Origin of the sequence: Metapseudomonas boanensis, from assembly GCF_018704125.1 — a bacterium.
In the GTDB taxonomy this organism is placed as follows: Bacteria; Pseudomonadota; Gammaproteobacteria; order Pseudomonadales; family Pseudomonadaceae; genus Metapseudomonas; species Metapseudomonas boanensis.
This window is the reverse complement of sequence record NZ_JAGTIS010000015.1, coordinates 1-16,668: the sequence shown is the minus strand read 5'-3', so window position 1 is coordinate 16,668 and position 16,668 is coordinate 1. Positions and strand designations below refer to the sequence as shown.

General features: G+C 61.6%; 14 protein-coding genes. 6 read left to right on the top strand and 8 right to left on the bottom strand.

The window, feature by feature from the left end:
• Positions 1-5: 5 nt before the first annotated feature.
• The 6 genes from infB to J7302_RS21445 all read left to right on the top strand — a co-directional run bounded on the left by infB (position 6) and on the right by J7302_RS21445 (position 7,274).
• The gene (gene infB, locus J7302_RS21470) at positions 6-2,558 is read left to right on the top strand and encodes a translation initiation factor IF-2 (protein ID WP_215379410.1); all 2,553 of its coding nucleotides are present in this window, start codon (positions 6-8) and stop codon (positions 2,556-2,558) included.
• 102 nt (positions 2,559-2,660) lie between these two features.
• Positions 2,661-3,050: a 30S ribosome-binding factor RbfA gene (gene rbfA / locus J7302_RS21465; RefSeq protein WP_215379408.1), complete on the top strand. Its 390-nt coding sequence runs from the start codon at positions 2,661-2,663 to the stop codon at positions 3,048-3,050.
• Positions 3,051-3,054: 4 nt separating this feature from the next.
• Entirely contained in the window at positions 3,055-3,972 is a 918-nt protein-coding gene (truB, locus tag J7302_RS21460; protein ID WP_215379406.1) for a tRNA pseudouridine(55) synthase TruB, read from the top strand.
• Between the two features lie 93 nt (positions 3,973-4,065).
• Positions 4,066-4,335, top strand: a complete 270-nt coding sequence (gene rpsO / locus J7302_RS21455) for a 30S ribosomal protein S15 (RefSeq protein WP_215379404.1) — start codon at positions 4,066-4,068, stop codon at positions 4,333-4,335.
• A 154-nt stretch (positions 4,336-4,489) separates the two neighbouring features.
• The gene (gene pnp / locus J7302_RS21450; protein ID WP_215379402.1) at positions 4,490-6,595 is read left to right on the top strand and encodes a polyribonucleotide nucleotidyltransferase; all 2,106 of its coding nucleotides are present in this window, start codon (positions 4,490-4,492) and stop codon (positions 6,593-6,595) included.
• Positions 6,596-6,911: 316 nt separating this feature from the next.
• Positions 6,912-7,274, top strand: coding sequence for a BON domain-containing protein (locus tag J7302_RS21445; protein WP_215379400.1), 363 nt, complete (start codon positions 6,912-6,914; stop codon positions 7,272-7,274).
• 99 nt (positions 7,275-7,373) lie between these two features.
• Here J7302_RS21445 and J7302_RS21440 read toward each other — a convergent pair whose 3' ends face one another.
• The 8 genes from J7302_RS21440 to J7302_RS21405 form a co-directional block, all read right to left on the bottom strand.
• Positions 7,374-7,676, bottom strand: coding sequence for a DUF2845 domain-containing protein (locus J7302_RS21440; protein ID WP_215379398.1), 303 nt, complete (start codon positions 7,674-7,676; stop codon positions 7,374-7,376).
• A gap of 55 nt (positions 7,677-7,731) precedes the next feature.
• The gene (locus tag J7302_RS21435) at positions 7,732-8,022 is read right to left on the bottom strand and encodes a DUF2845 domain-containing protein (protein ID WP_215379396.1); all 291 of its coding nucleotides are present in this window, start codon (positions 8,020-8,022) and stop codon (positions 7,732-7,734) included.
• 7 nt (positions 8,023-8,029) lie between these two features.
• Positions 8,030-10,945, bottom strand: a complete 2,916-nt coding sequence (locus J7302_RS21430) for a DUF748 domain-containing protein (protein WP_215379392.1) — start codon at positions 10,943-10,945, stop codon at positions 8,030-8,032.
• 100 nt (positions 10,946-11,045) lie between these two features.
• Positions 11,046-12,065, bottom strand: coding sequence for a class I SAM-dependent rRNA methyltransferase (locus J7302_RS21425; RefSeq protein ID WP_215379389.1), 1,020 nt, complete (start codon positions 12,063-12,065; stop codon positions 11,046-11,048).
• A gap of 113 nt (positions 12,066-12,178) precedes the next feature.
• Positions 12,179-13,357: an acetyl-CoA C-acetyltransferase gene (locus J7302_RS21420; RefSeq protein ID WP_215379387.1), complete on the bottom strand. Its 1,179-nt coding sequence runs from the start codon at positions 13,355-13,357 to the stop codon at positions 12,179-12,181.
• A gap of 86 nt (positions 13,358-13,443) precedes the next feature.
• Positions 13,444-14,319, bottom strand: coding sequence for an oxygenase MpaB family protein (locus tag J7302_RS21415; protein ID WP_215379385.1), 876 nt, complete (start codon positions 14,317-14,319; stop codon positions 13,444-13,446).
• Positions 14,320-14,383: 64 nt separating this feature from the next.
• The gene (gene acs, locus J7302_RS21410; protein ID WP_215379383.1) at positions 14,384-16,321 is read right to left on the bottom strand and encodes an acetate--CoA ligase; all 1,938 of its coding nucleotides are present in this window, start codon (positions 16,319-16,321) and stop codon (positions 14,384-14,386) included.
• A gap of 192 nt (positions 16,322-16,513) precedes the next feature.
• A partial coding sequence (locus tag J7302_RS21405; protein WP_215379635.1) for a hypothetical protein occupies positions 16,514-16,668 on the bottom strand: 155 nt, incomplete at its 5' end.

The window sequence follows — 16,668 nt, the reverse complement described above, 5'->3', positions numbered from 1 at the left end:
AGTGCATGACGCAAGTCACGGTGAAAGAACTGGCCCAAGTGGTCGATACACCGGTGGAGCGCCTGCTGCTGCAGATGCGCGAGGCGGGATTGCCGCACACCAGCGCCGAGCAGGTGGTGACCGATAATGAGAAGCAGGCCCTGCTGGCCCATCTCAAGAGCAGCCACGGTGAGCGACTGGAGGAGCCACGCAAGATTACCCTGCAGCGCAAGACCACTACCACGCTGAGAGTTGCCGGTAGCAAGACCATCAGTGTCGAAGTGCGCAAGAAAAAAACTTACGTAAAGCGCAGCCCCGACGAGATCGAGGCGGAGCGTCAGCGTGAGCTGGAGGAGCAGCGTGCAGCTGAGGAGGCCGCTCGCCTGAAGGCTGAGGAAGCCGCTCGCCAGCGTGCTGAGGAAGAAGCCCGTCGCGAAGCGGCGGCACGTGCCAAGCAAGCGACGCACGCTCCGGCGGTTGGGGAGGCTAAGCCAGCTGTTGAGACCGTAGTAGCGGCGCCTGTCGCCGCTGAAGCTGCATCGACAGTGGCGCCTGGTGCTGCAACGGATGCAGCGGGTGTCGAGCGCAAGAAGGAAGAACCTCGTCGTCCCGAGCGTGCTCGCGACGAAGATGAGCGCCGCGATCGCAAGCATGCGCAGCATCGTCCTTCCCTCAAGGAGAAGGAAAAGGCTCCGGCTCCCCGCGTTGCGCCGCGCAGCACCGAAGAAGAGAGCGATGCTTTTGGTCGTCGCGGCGGTGGTCGTGGTGGCAAGTCGAAGCTGAAGAAGCGTAACCAACATGGGTTCCAGAGCCCAACAGGACCGATTGTGCGCGACATCAGCATTGGCGAAACCATCACCGTGGCCGAATTGGCCGCGCAGATGGCGGTCAAGGGCGCAGAAATCGTCAAGTTCATGTTCAAGATGGGCACTCCGGTGACCATCAACCAGGTGCTTGATCAAGAAACTGCCCAGCTGATTGCCGAGGAGTTCGGTCACAAGGTCAAGCTGGTCAGCGAGAACGCTCTGGAAGAGCAATTAGCCGAATCCCTGAAGTTCGAAGGTGAAGCGCTTACTCGTGCTCCGGTCGTGACCGTAATGGGTCACGTCGACCACGGTAAGACTTCGCTGCTCGACTATATCCGTCGCACCAAGGTGGCCAGCGGCGAGGCCGGTGGTATTACCCAGCACATCGGTGCATATCACGTCGAAACCGACCGTGGCATGGTGACCTTCCTGGACACCCCCGGCCACGCGGCGTTTACCGCCATGCGTGCTCGCGGTGCCAAGGCTACCGACATCGTCATCCTTGTGGTGGCAGCGGACGACGGCGTGATGCCGCAGACCGAAGAGGCCGTCCAGCATGCGAAAGCGGCCGGCGTACCGATCGTCGTTGCGGTGAACAAGATCGACAAGCCTGAAGCCGACCTGGACCGGATCAAGAACGATCTGGCCGGCCGTGACGTGATTCCGGAAGAGTGGGGTGGCGACACCCAGTTCGTCCCTGTGTCGGCCAAGGTCGGTACCGGTGTTGACGAGCTCCTGGAAGCTGTCCTGCTGCAGGCGGAAGTACTGGAGCTCAAGGCAACTCCATCGGCCCCCGGTCGTGGTGTGGTGGTCGAGTCCCGCCTGGACAAGGGTCGTGGCCCGGTTGCTACTGTGCTGGTTCAGGACGGTACCCTGCGTCAGGGCGACATGGTTCTGTGCGGCGTCAACTATGGCCGCGTTCGCGCCATGCTCGACGAGAATGGCAAGCCGGTGAAAGAAGCTGGTCCGTCTATTCCAGTCGAGATCCTCGGCCTGGATGGCACTCCGGATGCCGGTGACGACCTCACCGTGGTTGCGGACGAGAAGAAAGCTCGCGAAGTTGCCCTGTTCCGTCAAGGCAAGTTCCGCGAAGTCAAACTGGCTCGTCAGCAGTCTGCCAAGCTCGAGAACATTTTCGAAAGCATGGGCCAGGACGAGAAGAAGACGCTCAACATCGTGCTCAAGTCCGATGTGCGCGGCTCGCTCGAGGCTCTGCAAGGCGCCTTGGCTGACCTCGGCAACGAGGAAGTCCAAGTTCGCGTAGTCGGTGGCGGTGTGGGCGGTATCACCGAGAGTGATGCCAACCTGGCGCTGGCTTCCAACGCCGTGCTGTTCGGCTTCAACGTGCGTGCCGATGCCGGTGCGCGCAAGATTGTCGAGCAGGAAGGTCTGGACCTGCGTTACTACAACATCATCTACGACATCATCGAAGACGTTAAGAAAGCGCTTTCCGGCATGCTCGGCAGCGAAGTCCGAGAGAACATCCTGGGTATCGCCGAGGTCCGCGATGTGTTCCGTTCGCCGAAGTTCGGTGCGGTCGCCGGCTGCATGGTCCTCGAGGGCATGGTGCACCGCAACCGTCCGATCCGTGTTCTGCGCGACGACGTGGTGATCTTCGAAGGCGAGCTGGAATCCCTGCGCCGCTTCAAGGACGACGTGTCCGAGGTGCGTGCCGGCATGGAGTGCGGTATCGGCGTGAAGAGCTACAACGACGTCAAGGTCGGTGACAAGATCGAAGTGTTCGAGAAGGTCCAAGTGGCGCGGACGCTCTGATCGCGAGTCATCCGTAAGCTGGGGGCCTGGGGTTGGAAGCAGCAATAAGCGGCTTCCAGCTTCGGGCTTCCAGCTTTCCGCTTTTATGAGTGCAACGAATTTATGGCCAAAGAATATAGCCGTACCCAACGCATCGGCGACCAGATGCAGCGCGAACTGGCGTTGCTGATCCAGCGTGAGATCAAGGATCCGCGTCTGGGCCTGGTCACCATCACCGCGGTCGAAGTGACCCGGGATCTGTCCCACGCCAAGGTGTTCATCACCGTGATGGGGCAGGACGACAATGCTGAGAAGATCAAGTCCAACCTGGATATTCTCCAGGACGCCGCAGGTTTCCTGCGCATGCAACTGGGTAAGGCCATGAAGCTGCGCAGCATGCCGCTATTGCACTTCTACTACGATGCCAGCATCCGCCGCGGCGCTGAGCTTTCCGCATTGATCGAACGCGCCGTAGCAGAAGACCGCAAGCACCCGGGCAACGCCGAGGAGTAACGACGTGGCCCAGGTGAAACGTATCCGTCGTAACGTCAGCGGTGTGCTGATTCTCGACAAACCACGCGGCATGAGCTCCAACGCTGCGCTGCAGAAAGTCCGCTGGTTGCTCAACGCAGAGAAGGCCGGGCACACGGGAAGCCTCGACCCACTGGCGACCGGCGTTCTGCCGCTTTGCTTCGGCGAGGCGACCAAGTTCTCCCAGTACCTTCTGGATGCCGACAAAGGCTACGAAACCCTGGCTCAACTAGGTGTGAAAACCTCTACGGGGGACGCCGAAGGCGAGGTTGTGGAGCGTCGGGAAGTGACCGTTGGTCGTGAGGATGTCGAGGCGCTGCTTCCGCGTTTTCGCGGCGAAATCAAGCAGATACCCCCGATGTACTCGGCGTTGAAGAAGGACGGTCAACCCCTCTACAAGTTGGCTCGTGCAGGGGAAGTAGTGGAGCGCGAGGCGCGTTCTGTTACTATTGCGCGCTTGGATTTGCTGGCCTTCGAGAATGGCCAGGCGCGTCTTGCTGTGGCATGTAGCAAAGGTACCTATATCCGTACCTTGGTCGAGGATCTCGGCCAGGTGTTGGGGTGTGGCGCCCACGTCGCAGAACTGCGGCGTACCCAGGCCGGCCCCTTTGTGCTTGCCCAGGCAATCAGCCTGGAGGCGTTGGAAAAGGCTCATGCTGAAGGTGGTAGCGAGGCGCTGGATCAGTTTCTCCTGCCGGTCGACAGTGGCCTTGAACACTGGCCGCTGATCCAGCTGACCGAGCACAGTGCTTATTACTGGTTGCATGGTCAGCCGGTGCGAGCACCGGAGGCGCCGAAGTTCGGCATGATGCGGGTGCAGGATCATACCGGTCGCTTCATCGGTATCGGTGAAGTGAGCGACGATGGGCGCGTAGCGCCGCGTCGACTGATTCGGTCGGAATGACCGAACCGAGGATGGCTGTTAGTAGGCACGGTCAATCCTCTTTTTTAAACACGGGGCAAAGGTCCCGGCCTATTACCTCAGAGGAAGCCCATCATGGCACTGAGCGTTGCAGAAAAAGCCCAGATCGTTAACGAGTACAAGCAAGCTGAAGGCGATACCGGTTCTCCGGAAGTGCAGGTTGCCCTGCTGACCGCCAACATCAACAAGCTGCAGGATCACTTCAAGGCCAACGGCAAAGACCACCACTCCCGTCGTGGTCTGATCCGCATGGTCAACCAGCGCCGCAAGCTGCTGGACTACCTGAAGGGTAAGGACACCACTCGTTACAGCGCCCTGATCGGTCGTCTGGGTCTGCGTCGTTAAGCGACACAGACGAGCATGAAGCTGGAAGCCGGAAGCTGGACATCGTTCCAGCTTTCGGCTTTCCAGCTTCATGCTTTTTTAGGGATTGAATCGGGTCCGACTCCCCTCATTCCTACAATTTCCCCCAAGGCAACAAAGAGAAGGTAAATACACCGTGAACCCGGTAATCAAACAGTTCCAGTTCGGTCAATCGACCGTAACCCTCGAGACCGGCCGTGTGGCCCGTCAGGCCAGTGGCGCAGTCCTGGTCTCCATGGACGAAGTGACCGTGCTGGTCACCGTCGTTGGCGCCAAGCAGGCCGACCCGGGCAAGGGCTTCTTCCCGCTGTCCGTCCACTACCAGGAAAAAACTTACGCGGCCGGCCGCATTCCCGGCGGTTTCTTCAAGCGTGAAGGCCGTCCTTCCGAGAAAGAGACCCTGACCTCGCGCCTGATCGACCGTCCGATCCGCCCGCTGTTTCCGGAAGGCTTCCTGAATGAAGTGCAGGTCATCTGCACCGTGCTTTCCACCAACAAGAAGACCGATCCGGACATCGCCGCCATGATCGGTACCTCTGCTGCCCTGGCTATCTCCGGCATCCCGTTCAGTGGCCCGATCGGTGCCGCTCGCGTGGCCTTCCACGAAGAGACCGGCTACCTGCTGAACCCGAACTACGAGCAGCTCAAGGCCTCCAGCCTGGACATGGTCGTTGCTGGTACCGAAGACGCGGTTCTGATGGTGGAATCCGAAGCCCAGGAACTGACCGAAGACCAGATGCTCGGCGCTGTGCTCTTTGCTCATCAGGAATTCCAGTCCGTGATCAAGGCGGTCAAGGAATTCGCTGCCGAAGCTGGCAAGCCGACCTGGAACTGGTCCGCTCCAGTGGAGAACACTGCCCTGCTCAGCGCCATCAAGGCCGAGTTCGGCGAAGCCATCTCCCAGGCTTACACCATCACCATCAAGCAGGACCGTTACAACCGCCTCGACGAGCTGCGTGACCAGGTCATTGCCCGCTTCGCTGGCGAGCAAGACGGTCAGTTCCCAACTGGCGAGGTCAAGGACGCATTCGGTCTGCTGGAATACCGCACCGTCCGCGAGAACATCGTCAACGGCAAGCCGCGTATCGACGGCCGTGACACCCGCACCGTGCGTCCGCTGAAAGTGGAAGTCGGTGTGCTCGACAAGACCCATGGTTCCGCTCTGTTCACCCGTGGCGAAACCCAGGCCCTGGTCGTTGCGACCCTCGGTACCGCCCGTGACGCGCAGCTGCTGGACACCCTGGAAGGCGAGCGCAAGGACCCCTTCATGCTGCACTACAACTTCCCGCCCTTCTCGGTCGGTGAGTGCGGTCGTATGGGCAGCGCTGGTCGCCGCGAAATCGGCCACGGCCGTCTGGCCCGTCGTGGCGTTCAGGCGATGCTGCCGACCGGTGACGAGTTCCCTTACACCATTCGCGTGGTTTCCGAAATCACCGAGTCCAACGGTTCCAGCTCCATGGCTTCGGTCTGCGGTGCTTCCCTGGCGCTGATGGATGCGGGCGTGCCGATGAAGGCTCCGGTTGCCGGTATCGCCATGGGTCTGGTGAAGGAAGGTGACAAGTTCGCCGTCCTGACCGACATCCTGGGTGACGAAGACCACCTGGGCGACATGGACTTCAAAGTAGCCGGTACCGCCAAAGGCGTGACCGCGCTGCAGATGGACATCAAGATCAATGGCATCACCGAAGAGATCATGGAAATCGCCCTGAACCAGGCGCTTGAAGCGCGCCTGAACATTCTCGGTCAGATGAACCAGGTCATTTCCCAGTCCCGCAGCGAGCTGTCGGCCAACGCACCGACCATGCTGGCGATGAAGATCGACACGGACAAGATCCGTGACGTCATCGGTAAGGGCGGCGCCACGATTCGCAGCATCTGCGAAGAGACCAAAGCTTCGATCGACATCGAAGACGATGGCAGCGTGAAGATCTTCGGCGAGACCAAGGAAGCGGCCGAGGCTGCCAAACAGCGCGTTCTGGCCATCACCGCGGAAGCTGAGATCGGCAAGGTCTACGTCGGCAAGGTTGAGCGCATCGTTGACTTCGGTGCCTTCGTCAACATTCTGCCTGGCAAGGACGGCCTGGTGCACATCTCGCAAATCAGCGACAAGCGCATCGACAAGGTTACCGACGTGCTGCAGGAAGGCCAGGAAGTCAAAGTCCTGGTTCTGGACGTCGACAACCGTGGTCGCATCAAGCTGTCGATGAAGGACGTAGAAGCTGCCGAGGCTTCGGGCGTCTGATCGACGACTCGCTTTGCGAAATGAGAAGAGGGCCCCTTGTGGGCCCTCTTTTTTTGTCCAGCGATTAGCACCCAGGTGACCCGGGCAGATTGGATCTGAGGGGCGGTGAGCAGTGGGTCGTCGTGCAGACTGCACGACGGTACTTGTCCAAACGTGCAGAGTGCCTGTTCGAGGCTAGATGCTCGTTTCCCTAATACAATGATTCATATGGTGTTTTTCTTTCCCACCCGGGTGGCACAGGAGTTGCCGTCTTTTTCGTAACCCTGCAGGAGGAAGCTGCTGCAGACGTTGTGGAGTAGAAGAGGAGAAGCGCCTCATGAAACAGTCTTTCAACAAGTGGACCTTTGCCGCTGTCACTGCCGCTGCCCTGAGCCTCCCGTTCGCATCCGGTGCCTTCGCCGAGACAGCCTCCCAGCCGATCATGCTTGCGGCGAGTGAGACTGTGCAGAAGGCGGAAGAGGCGGTGTCCGACACCTGGATCACCAGCAAGGTCAAATCCAGCTTCCTGGCTGACAAGAACCTCAGTGCCCTGGACATTAAGGTGGAAACCAACAAGGGCGTCGTTTCCTTGTCCGGTATGGTCAAGAGTGATGCCGAGCGTGAGTTGGCGATCACAACGGCCAAGGGAATCAAAGGCGTGATGGCTGTATCCGCCGATGGCCTCAAGTCGGCCAATTGATAGCCTGGGATAACCATAGTGTGGCGGGTCACTCCGCCATCTGCAAACTCCAAGCCCCGCTAATCAGTCGGGCTTGGAGTTCTCGAGCGTTCAGTCGTGTCAGTTGCGCTTGCTATCGATGTTGCGCAGGCGGTTACCCTCGAACCGGAGGAATTGGTACATGCCGTTGCGTGGTCCGTAGACCCATTCCTCGACCCGAACTTCACTGCGCTGGCGGTACTCGTCAACCACCTCCTTGTAGCCGAGGTCACTGCGGCTAGCCGGTTCGCCGCACTTTTCCAGAACTTCACCGACGGTGTCATCGACGCTGATCAGGCCGCTGTTGCAGCGCAGGGTGGAGGACGCTTCGGTGTTACTCAGCACAAGGAGTAGAGACAGGCTAAGCAGGAGTCGGGGGTGCACGAGGTGGTCCTGGAATCGAGTGATGGGCACAGCCTACACCCGAGCCAAGGCCCCGTCAGTGGTCGCGGCGGGTCTCGATGCTTTTCAGTCGATTACCCTCGAAGGTGAGGATGCGGAACATGCCATTGTTGGGGCCGTACACCCACTCCTCGATCTTGTAATCGCGCTGGTCATATGAACCCAGCGTGTATCCGATCAGATCGCGGCTGACGGGCTCCCCGCATTTCTGCAAGACCTCGAAGCTACGGTCGCCAACACTCACCAGCTTGCTGCCACAGCGCATGGTCTCGGCCCCGGCGGAAGTGGCCAGGGCTAGAAGGCAAAGGGCGGCCGGCAGCTTGCGCATGGGCGTACTATTCACTTCCCAGGTGCAGCGGAGTCACGACCTTACCGCTCGGGTCGGCCTCGCCGATGCTGACATCCAGCAGGTATACCCGCTCATCGGCCAGGCCGCCACGGTCCACCAGGTAATCCTTGATGCTGGCCGCGCGAGCCTGGGCCAGTTGGCGCAACAGGAGGTCACTCTGCGCCCAGTTGGCCAGCACTGCTTCTTGAAGCTTGGCGGCACGCTGCTCGCCGTCCAGTTCAGCCCATTCGGTCGGCGGCTGTTGTTTCAGTCGGCTGCGGTAGATGCCTTCCAGCATGGGGGCCTTCTCGTCATCCGGGACTTCGATCTGCTTGGCTTCTGCCGGCACCTTGTCACCGCGCCGTTGAGCAATCTTGTAGTAGGTGCTCTGGTATTCGCGCTCCAGGCGCTGTTCGGCCAGCAGAGGCCCATCCGCAGCCTTGGCACTGAGGCCTTCGATCTCCAGGCGCAGGGCCGGGCGTTCCTTGAGTGCATTGGCCAGGGTATCGAGGTTGCGTTGGGCATCGCTCTCCAGTTCGCTGCTACCTGCGTTGAAGGGAACCTGGCCAAGTTCCTCAGTACCGCCCTCGACTAGGCCCGCAACGAACTTGAAGGGCGCCTGGACTGCACGCAGGATCAGATTGCGCAGGGTCTGCCAGATGATGGGAGCCACGCTGAATTGAGGGTCATTGAGGTTGCCAGCTACCGGAAGCTCGATGTCGATTTTGCCTTCGGCGTCCTTCAGCAGAGCCACGGCCAGGCGGATGGGGAGGTCTACCGCATCCGGGCTGCTGACTTGTTCTCCCAACTGCAATTGCTCGAGGACCAGGTGATTGTCCGCGTTCAGCTGGCCTTGCTTGATCCGGTAATGAAGATCCAGATTCAGGCGGCCCTTGCGAATGCGGTAGCCGGCGAACTTGCCGGAGTAGGGCGTCAGGGTGGTCAGTTCTACGCGCTTGAAGCTGGTGGCTATGTCCAGGCTGTCGAGTGGGTTGAAGGGGTTCACGCTGCCTTTGATGGTGACCGGGGCATAACGGTCGACCTTGCCTGCCACCTGCACCTTGGCTGGCTCAGGTTTTCGGCTATCGAGGGTGCCTATTTCACCGTTGAGCTGCTGGATAGCGGTTGCGAAGTTCGGGGTCAGGCTGAAGTCGGCGAAGTTGGCGGAACCCTCCTTGATGTTGATGGCGCCGATGTGGATGCCCAGCGGCTTGCCAGCAGGTTCGGCCTGGGCCGGTGTTGGCTGGGAGGGCTGTGGAATCATCAGGTCGTTGACGTTGGTGGTGAGGTCTTCGTTGATGATGAAGCGTGCGTAGGGTTGGTTGAGGCTTACCGTGGCGATGCTGAGGGTGTCGCCGTGCTGGTAGTCCAGACCTTCGACCAGAAGCTGCTGCCATCTGACGAAATCGCGCTCCTTGAGCGTATCCAGCGTGTGCAATTGGTTGACCAGGGCACGACCGGTGACGCCGAGAGCCAAGGGCTCGGTGCCCTTCAGGCTAACCTCGAGATCGCTGTCCAGCATGCCGCTGCGCAGTTCGAGGCGTACGAAGGGCTCCATGTAGGCTTGCGCCAGACGCAGGTCGATATCCCGGGTTTGTACTTGCAGCTTCGCGGTGGTCGGCTTGAGCTGGGCCTGACCGACGGCCTGTAGCTTGCCCTGCTTGCCTAGACCGGTATCCAGGCTCAGGTTGAAGGGAGATTCGCCGCGGCTGTCGAAGTCCTTGATGTCCAGGTTCAGCGGGCCTACATCCAGCTCAACGGCCTTCTTGGGGACGCGGTCCGCGAGGTGGACCTTGTAGCCGCGCAGCTGCGTATCGCGCAGTACGACAACCCAGGGCTTGGCGGGAGAGTCCGCGACCTTGGTGGCTTGTTCAGCGGTTCCCGCTGCGGGCTTCTCCTCGGCATTTGCCGCAGGTTTGGGTTGTCCGGCGAAGAGCTTCTGCCAGTCGAGTTGGCCATCAGCTTCGCGGGCTGCCCAGGTTTCCAGGTTCTGGCTGCGGACCTTGCCGACCACTACCTCCTGCTTGGCAAGGTCCAGCGAGGTTTCACTGACCTCCAGCTCATCCAGGCGCACCAACGGCCGATTATCGGGGGCCTTGATGGCAAACGGAGCGATCTTGATCCAGATGTTGTCCAGGTTGAGCTGGGTGCCTTCCGCCAGGCTCAAGCGATAATCACCGGACAGGCTGACTACACCATTCTCGAGGACCAGGGGTACGGCGTCGCGAACGTAGGGCCAGATGCCTTTCAACTTGCCATCGGTGATCTTCAGTTGGCCGCTGGAGGTGAGTGGCACCAGGCTGACCTGGCCTTGCCAGTCGATACGACCGCCGTGGGGACCGGTCGCCACCAGCGACATCTCGGCAGAGTCGTCCGGGAGGGTGCTGAGATTGCGCAGTTCAAGGTTGAGCGAGTCGTAGACGAATTCTATGGCTTCGCTCGGGCGCAGGTCCTCAAAGTGCAGGCCACCTTCGATCAGTTCGATGCGGTCGATACGCAGAGGGAACGGCCCGCTGGCAGGGGCCGCCGGCTTTGGCTCGCTGGGCGGCACCTTGAACAGTTGCGCCAGGTTGAGGGTGCCGTCCTTCGCGAACAGCACCTCGGTGGTGGATTTTTCGAGCTCGACGTCCGCGAGGTGCAGGGCGCCAGTCCACAGGCTGTCCAGCTCAACGTTGGCGTAGAGGCGCTGGAAGCCTGCCTGTTCGGCGTCCTGCTCGCCAATGCGCAGGCTCCAGAGGTTCAGCTCCAGGCTATAAGGGTTGAACTGGATACGCTCCAACCGTGCCGGCACCGTGGCGTATTGGGCCAGTTGCTGGTTGGCCACCCGTAGGGCGATACCCGGAATGATCAGAAAGCCAAGCAGGCTATAAAGTGCAACGACGATCAACAAGGCGCAAACAGCGCGTTTCAGTCCTTTGTACATGGTGAGGCGCCATCTATCCCGGCAAAGATGCGTTGGATTATGGCACGGCCTCAAGGTTCCGCTCGTTGCAGTAGGAGCGTTTGAGTGGTGGTTCTCCTGATCAGAAGTTCAGCACCAGGGTCTTCAGGGGCGGGCGGGCGTCCAGGGATGGAAAGTCGCCTGCCGGCGTCAGTACCTGCCAGTCACGTACCGGCCGACCCAGCTTGCTGGCACAGCGCAGCACCTGCTCTCGCCAGCCTTCCAGGTCGACCTTCGCCAGGTTGTTGTTGCAGACCAGGGTGCCCCCCTCGGCGGTGGCCAGCAGGGCAGGTTTGAGCAGGCTCTGGTAGTCACGTTGCAGGTCCACGGTGCCAAAGGCACTCTTGGCCCAGGCGGGCGGGTCGAGAAATACCAGGTCGAAGTGCCGTTGCTCCAGTCTTGGGTAGCTGGGCAGGCGCTGGCCATGGCGCCGCGCAATGGGCAGCCCGGCCAGCTGGCGAATGGCGGGGAAGTAGTCGGACTGCAGGAAGCGCATGGGCGCCAGCTCGGGATTCAGCGCCGCATTCTCACGACCGACCGCCAGGTTGCCTTCTGCGAAATCCAGGTTCCAGACTTCCCGCGCGCCACCAGCCGCTGCGCAGAGACCGACGCCGCAGGTGTAGGCGAAGAGGTTGAGCACCGACTTGTCTGCGCTGTTCTGGCGCACCCAGCCACGGGCATTGCGCAGGTCGAGAAACAGCAATGGATCCTGACCGGCGTGGCGCCCACGCACACGGTACTTCAGGCCCCATTCGTGCCCGACCAGGTCCTCCAGCGCAGCAGGTTCCGCTTGGTAGATGGGGTCGCGGCGGTCGACTCGGGAATTGCCTTGGGAGCGGTCGTTGTAGACCAGCAGCAGTTGTTGATCGAGGGTCTTATTGATCAGGTCGGCCAAGCCCAACAGCGCTTCGCGCTCCAGCGTCTCATGGAAACTTTGCACCAGCAACTGGGGGCCGTAGCGATCGACTGTGAGCCCGGCCGCGCCTTCCTGGCTGCCGTGGAACAGGCGGTAGCAATCGGTACCTTGCTGGTGGAGTTCGGCCAGCAGCGCTTGGCGGGATAGAAGGGCGGCGCGCAGCGCCTGGTCGAGAGAGGAGGGCATGCGCGACGTCTCGTTGAAGGGGTGGGTAGTCTATCAGTCTGGGGCTGAGGGTAGCTGGTGCACCTACAAAAGCGCCGACCCAAGGGTCGGCATCCTCACCTATAACATCGCAATCAACGCTCGATCGCCAGCGCCACGCCCTGGCCCCCACCGATGCACAGCGTTGCCAAACCCTTCTTGGCATCACGCTTGATCATCTCGTGCAGCAGCGTCACCAGAATGCGGCAGCCCGACGCCCCGATCGGGTGACCCAGGGCAATCGCACCACCGTTGACATTGACCTTGGCCGAGTTCCAGCCCAGTTCCTGGCCCACCGACAATGCCTGGGCGGCGAACGCTTCGTTTGCTTCGATCAGATCCAGTTGCTCGAGGCTCCAGCCGGCCTTTTCCAGGCACCGGCGGGTGGCGGACACCGGGCCGATGCCCATGATCGCCGGGTCGACACCGGCATTGGCGTAGCCGGCGATGCGCGCTAGCACTGGCAGGCCCAGTGCCTTGGCCTTCTCGGCGCTCATCAGCAGCACGGCGGCAGCGCCGTCGTTCAGGCTGGAGGCGTTGCCGGCGGTGACGCTGCCGTCCTTCTTGAAGGCCGGCTTCAACTTGGCCAGTGCTTCAGCGGTGGTGCCGGCACGCGGATTTTCGTCAGTGGCGAAGGCAATGGAGTCACCCTTGCGCTGCGGGATCATGATCGGGGTGATCTCGTCCTGGAAGCGACCCGCTTCAATGGCGGCCACCGCCTTCTGCTGCGAGGCTGCGGCGAAGGCATCCTGGGCCTCGCGGGTGATGCCATATTTCTCCACCAGGTTCTCGGCAGTGGTCCCCATGTGATAGTCGTTGAAGGCGTCCCACAGGCCGTCATGGATCATGGTGTCGATCAGCTTGGCGTGCCCCATGCGCAAGCCGGTGCGAGCACCAGGCATCACGTACGGAGCCAGGCTCATGTTCTCCTGGCCACCGGCAATGATCACTTCCGCGTCGCCGCAGCGGATGGCCTGGGCGGCCAGGTGCAGGGCCTTGAGGCCGGATCCGCAGACTTTGTTCAGGGTCATCGCTGGCACCGCATGGGGCAGGCCGGCGAAGATCGCCGCCTGGCGTGCCGGGTTTTGCCCGGAGCCTGCGGTGAGTGTCTGGCCGAGGATCACTTCGTCTACCTCGGCACCGTCCAGGCCAGTCTGTGCCAGTAGCTGGCGGATCACCGCAGCGCCCAATTCGGGGGCGGGGATAGTGGCCAGGGCGCCCTGAAAGCTGCCAATGGCGGTGCGGGTGGCGGCGACGATAACGACTTCACGCATGAAACGGTCCTCACTGCGATGGAAAACGGTCGAACATTGACCGCGAAGGACTCAATGGTCGCACAGCGATAAGGGCCGGACCAACCTCAACGAGCCGGAAGGCCCATGCGCCGACGAGCGCGGTGGACCGCGCCATTGCGCACAGCCCAACGCAGGATCGGGGCGATCTGGTTCACGCCGTGGTGGATCAGTCGACGCTGCCACGGCGATTGCTGGAGTTCCAGCAGCGTACTGGCCCAGTCTGGAAGCAGTTCGATGCCGGCGCGCAACATCAGCCAGCCAAAGGGTTTGGCGAGGGCGCTGGGAGCGGGCGCGGCCAGCAGGACCCGGACGATTTCCTGGCTGCGTTCATCACACCTCAATTGTGGGCGCATCGCGTCGAGGTATTCCGCCACGGCCTGGCGTGAGCGCGGCACGTCCCGTGCGCCGAGTCGCTCGGCGACCAGGGCGATTTCGGCGTAATAGCGGTCCTGCTCTTCACCCGGGAGCTGTGGGTTGAGGTAGCGCAGGTGTGCTTTCAGAAAGCTGCTGACTTCGGCCACGTGGACCCAGGTCAGAAGGTCAGGGTCGCTGGCAGCGTAGGGGCGGCCGTCAGGAGCGTGTCCCGCCACTTGCAGGTGGATGGTGCGGACTTTATCGATCAGCCAGTCAGCGTCTCGGCGCGTGCCATAGGTGGTGCCCGAGATGAATTGGCCGGTGCGGCGCAGACGGCCGAGTAGGTCCTGGCGGAAGTTTGAGTGGTCCCAGACACCTGCCAGTGCCAGGGGGTGTAGGGCCTGCAGCAGCAGGGCACTGATGCCACCGATGAGCATCGAGGTGAAGTCGCCGTGAACCCTCCAGCAGGCGGAGTCAGGCCCGAACAGGCCGGGATCGCCCTTGGGCGTTTCGAAGTCGATCTGGCCCAGGGCAAGCCCGGTGAGACCGATGACCTGGGATTCGATGCGGCGGCGGATGAGGTCCATGAGGCGCTTAGGTCGGTTGTGATGCCGGCTCCGGGCTGCAGTCTCGGGGCCGGCGTGCGTGGCCTTACTGATTAAGGCGTTTATCGATCAGGCTCTGCACCACGGAAGGGTCGGCCAGAGTCGAGGTATCGCCCAGGTTATCCAGTTCGTTGCAGGCGATCTTGCGCAGAATTCGACGCATGATCTTGCCGGAGCGAGTTTTTGGCAGACCTGGTGCCCACTGGATCAGTTCCGGTTTGGCGAAGCTGCCAATCTCCTTGCTGACCAGGGCCAGCAGTTCCTTCTTCAGCTCCTCGCTGGGTTCCAGCCCCTTCATCGGCGTGACGAAGGCGTAGATGCCCTGGCCCTTGAGGTCGTGCGGATAGCCCACAACTGCAGCTTCGGCCACGGCATCGTGAAGTACCAGCGCGCTCTCGACCTCGGCAGTGCCGATGCGATGGCCGGAGACGTTGATCACATCGTCGACGCGTCCGGTGATCCAGTAATAACCGTCCTCGTCGCGGCGGGCGCCGTCACCGGTGAAGTAGTAGCCGGGGTAGGCCGAGAAATAGGTGTCGATCATGCGCTTGTGATCACCGTAGACGCTGCGGATCTGGCTCGGCCAGCTGGCCTTGATCGCCAGTACACCAGAGCCTGGGCCGTCGATCTCGTGGCCTTTCTCGTCGAGCAGCACAGGCTGGACTCCAAAAAAGGGGCGAGTCGCAGAGCCAGGCTTGAGCATTGTCGCGCCGGGCAGCGGAGTGATCAGAATGCTGCCGGTTTCGGTCTGCCACCAGGTATCGACGATCGGGCAGCGCTTCTCGCCTACCACGTTGTAGTACCACTCCCAGGCTTCCGGGTTGATCGGCTCGCCAACGCTGCCGAGCAGGCGCAGGCTGCTGCGCGAGGTTTTGCGCACCGGTTCCTCGCCTTCGCGCATGAGCGCGCGGATCGCAGTGGGCGCGGTGTAGAAGATGTTCACTTGATGCTTGTCGATTACCTGCCAGAAGCGCGACGCATCCGGGTAGTTGGGCACGCCCTCGAACACTAGCGTTGTGCCGCCGTTGGCCAGAGGTCCGTAGACGATGTAGCTGTGGCCGGTGACCCAGCCCACGTCCGCGGTGCACCAGTAGATGTCGCCGTCGTGGTAGTCGAACACGTATTTGTGGGTCATGGCGGCGCCCAGAAGATAGCCACCCGTGGTATGCAGGACTCCCTTGGGCTTGCCGGTGGAGCCGGAGGTGTAGAGGATGAACAGTGGGTCTTCGGCGTCCATCCACTCGGGGGCACAATCCTCGCTGGCCTCGCGCAGGGCCTCGTGGTACCAAAGGTCACGTCCTTCGACCCAGGCGATCTCGCCCTGGGTGCGCTCGACCACCACTACTGTGGCGACCTTCGGGCAGTCCTTGAGGGCCTTGTCGACGTTCTGTTTGAGCGGTACGTATTTGCCGCCGCGCACGCCTTCGTCTGCGGTGATCACCGTGCGGCAATCGGCATCGAGGATGCGGTCACGCAGGGCGTCCGGGGAGAAGCCGCCGAATACCACGGAATGGACGGCACCGATGCGCGCGCAGGCAAGCATGGCGTAGGCCGCTTCGGGAATCATCGGCATGTAGATGCAGACCCGGTCGCCTTTCTGCACGCCACGGCTCTTCAGCACATTGGCCAGACGGCTGACATGGTGATGCAGCTTGCGATAGGTGATGTTCGCCGATTCAGCAGGATTGTCACCTTCCCAGATGATGGCCACCTGATCGCCGCGTTGCTCCAGATGCCGGTCGATGCAGTTGTAGGCGACGTTCAGTTTGCCGCCCTTGAACCACTCGGCCTCGCCCTTCTTCAGGTCACTGCGGTGTACCTGGTCCCAGGGTTTGAACCAGGTCAGGAAGCTGGTGGCCTGTTCGCTCCAGAACGCATCGGGCTGCTCGACCGATTGCTGATAAAGGCGCAGGTAGGCGTCGTTGTCGAGCAGCGCGTGCTTGCGCACGGCCTCAGGCACGGGGTGAAGGCTGATCTCGTACATGGCGGGTCCTTGTTGTTGTTTAGCCGAGATAGCCGCTAGGGTGCCTCCAAGCCATGGCCGGGTTCAAGAGATGACTGGTCGTTCATGGCTCTTCGAGGATTCAGAGGGGGCTTCCGGTGCGGAGGAGCGAGCTTGCTCGCGAAGAAGACACGCGCAGTGTCTTCTGCGAGCAAGATGCTTTTGCCGAGAGCCTCAGCCGCGATGGCGGGCGCGGAAAAAGTCGATCAGGCCCTGGGTCGAGCCATCTTCGGCGGCCGCGTCTTCCTGGCCGACCAGCCGCGAGTAGACACCCTTGCCCAGCTCCTTGCCCAGTTCGACGCCCCACTGGTCGAAGGCGTTGATGCCCC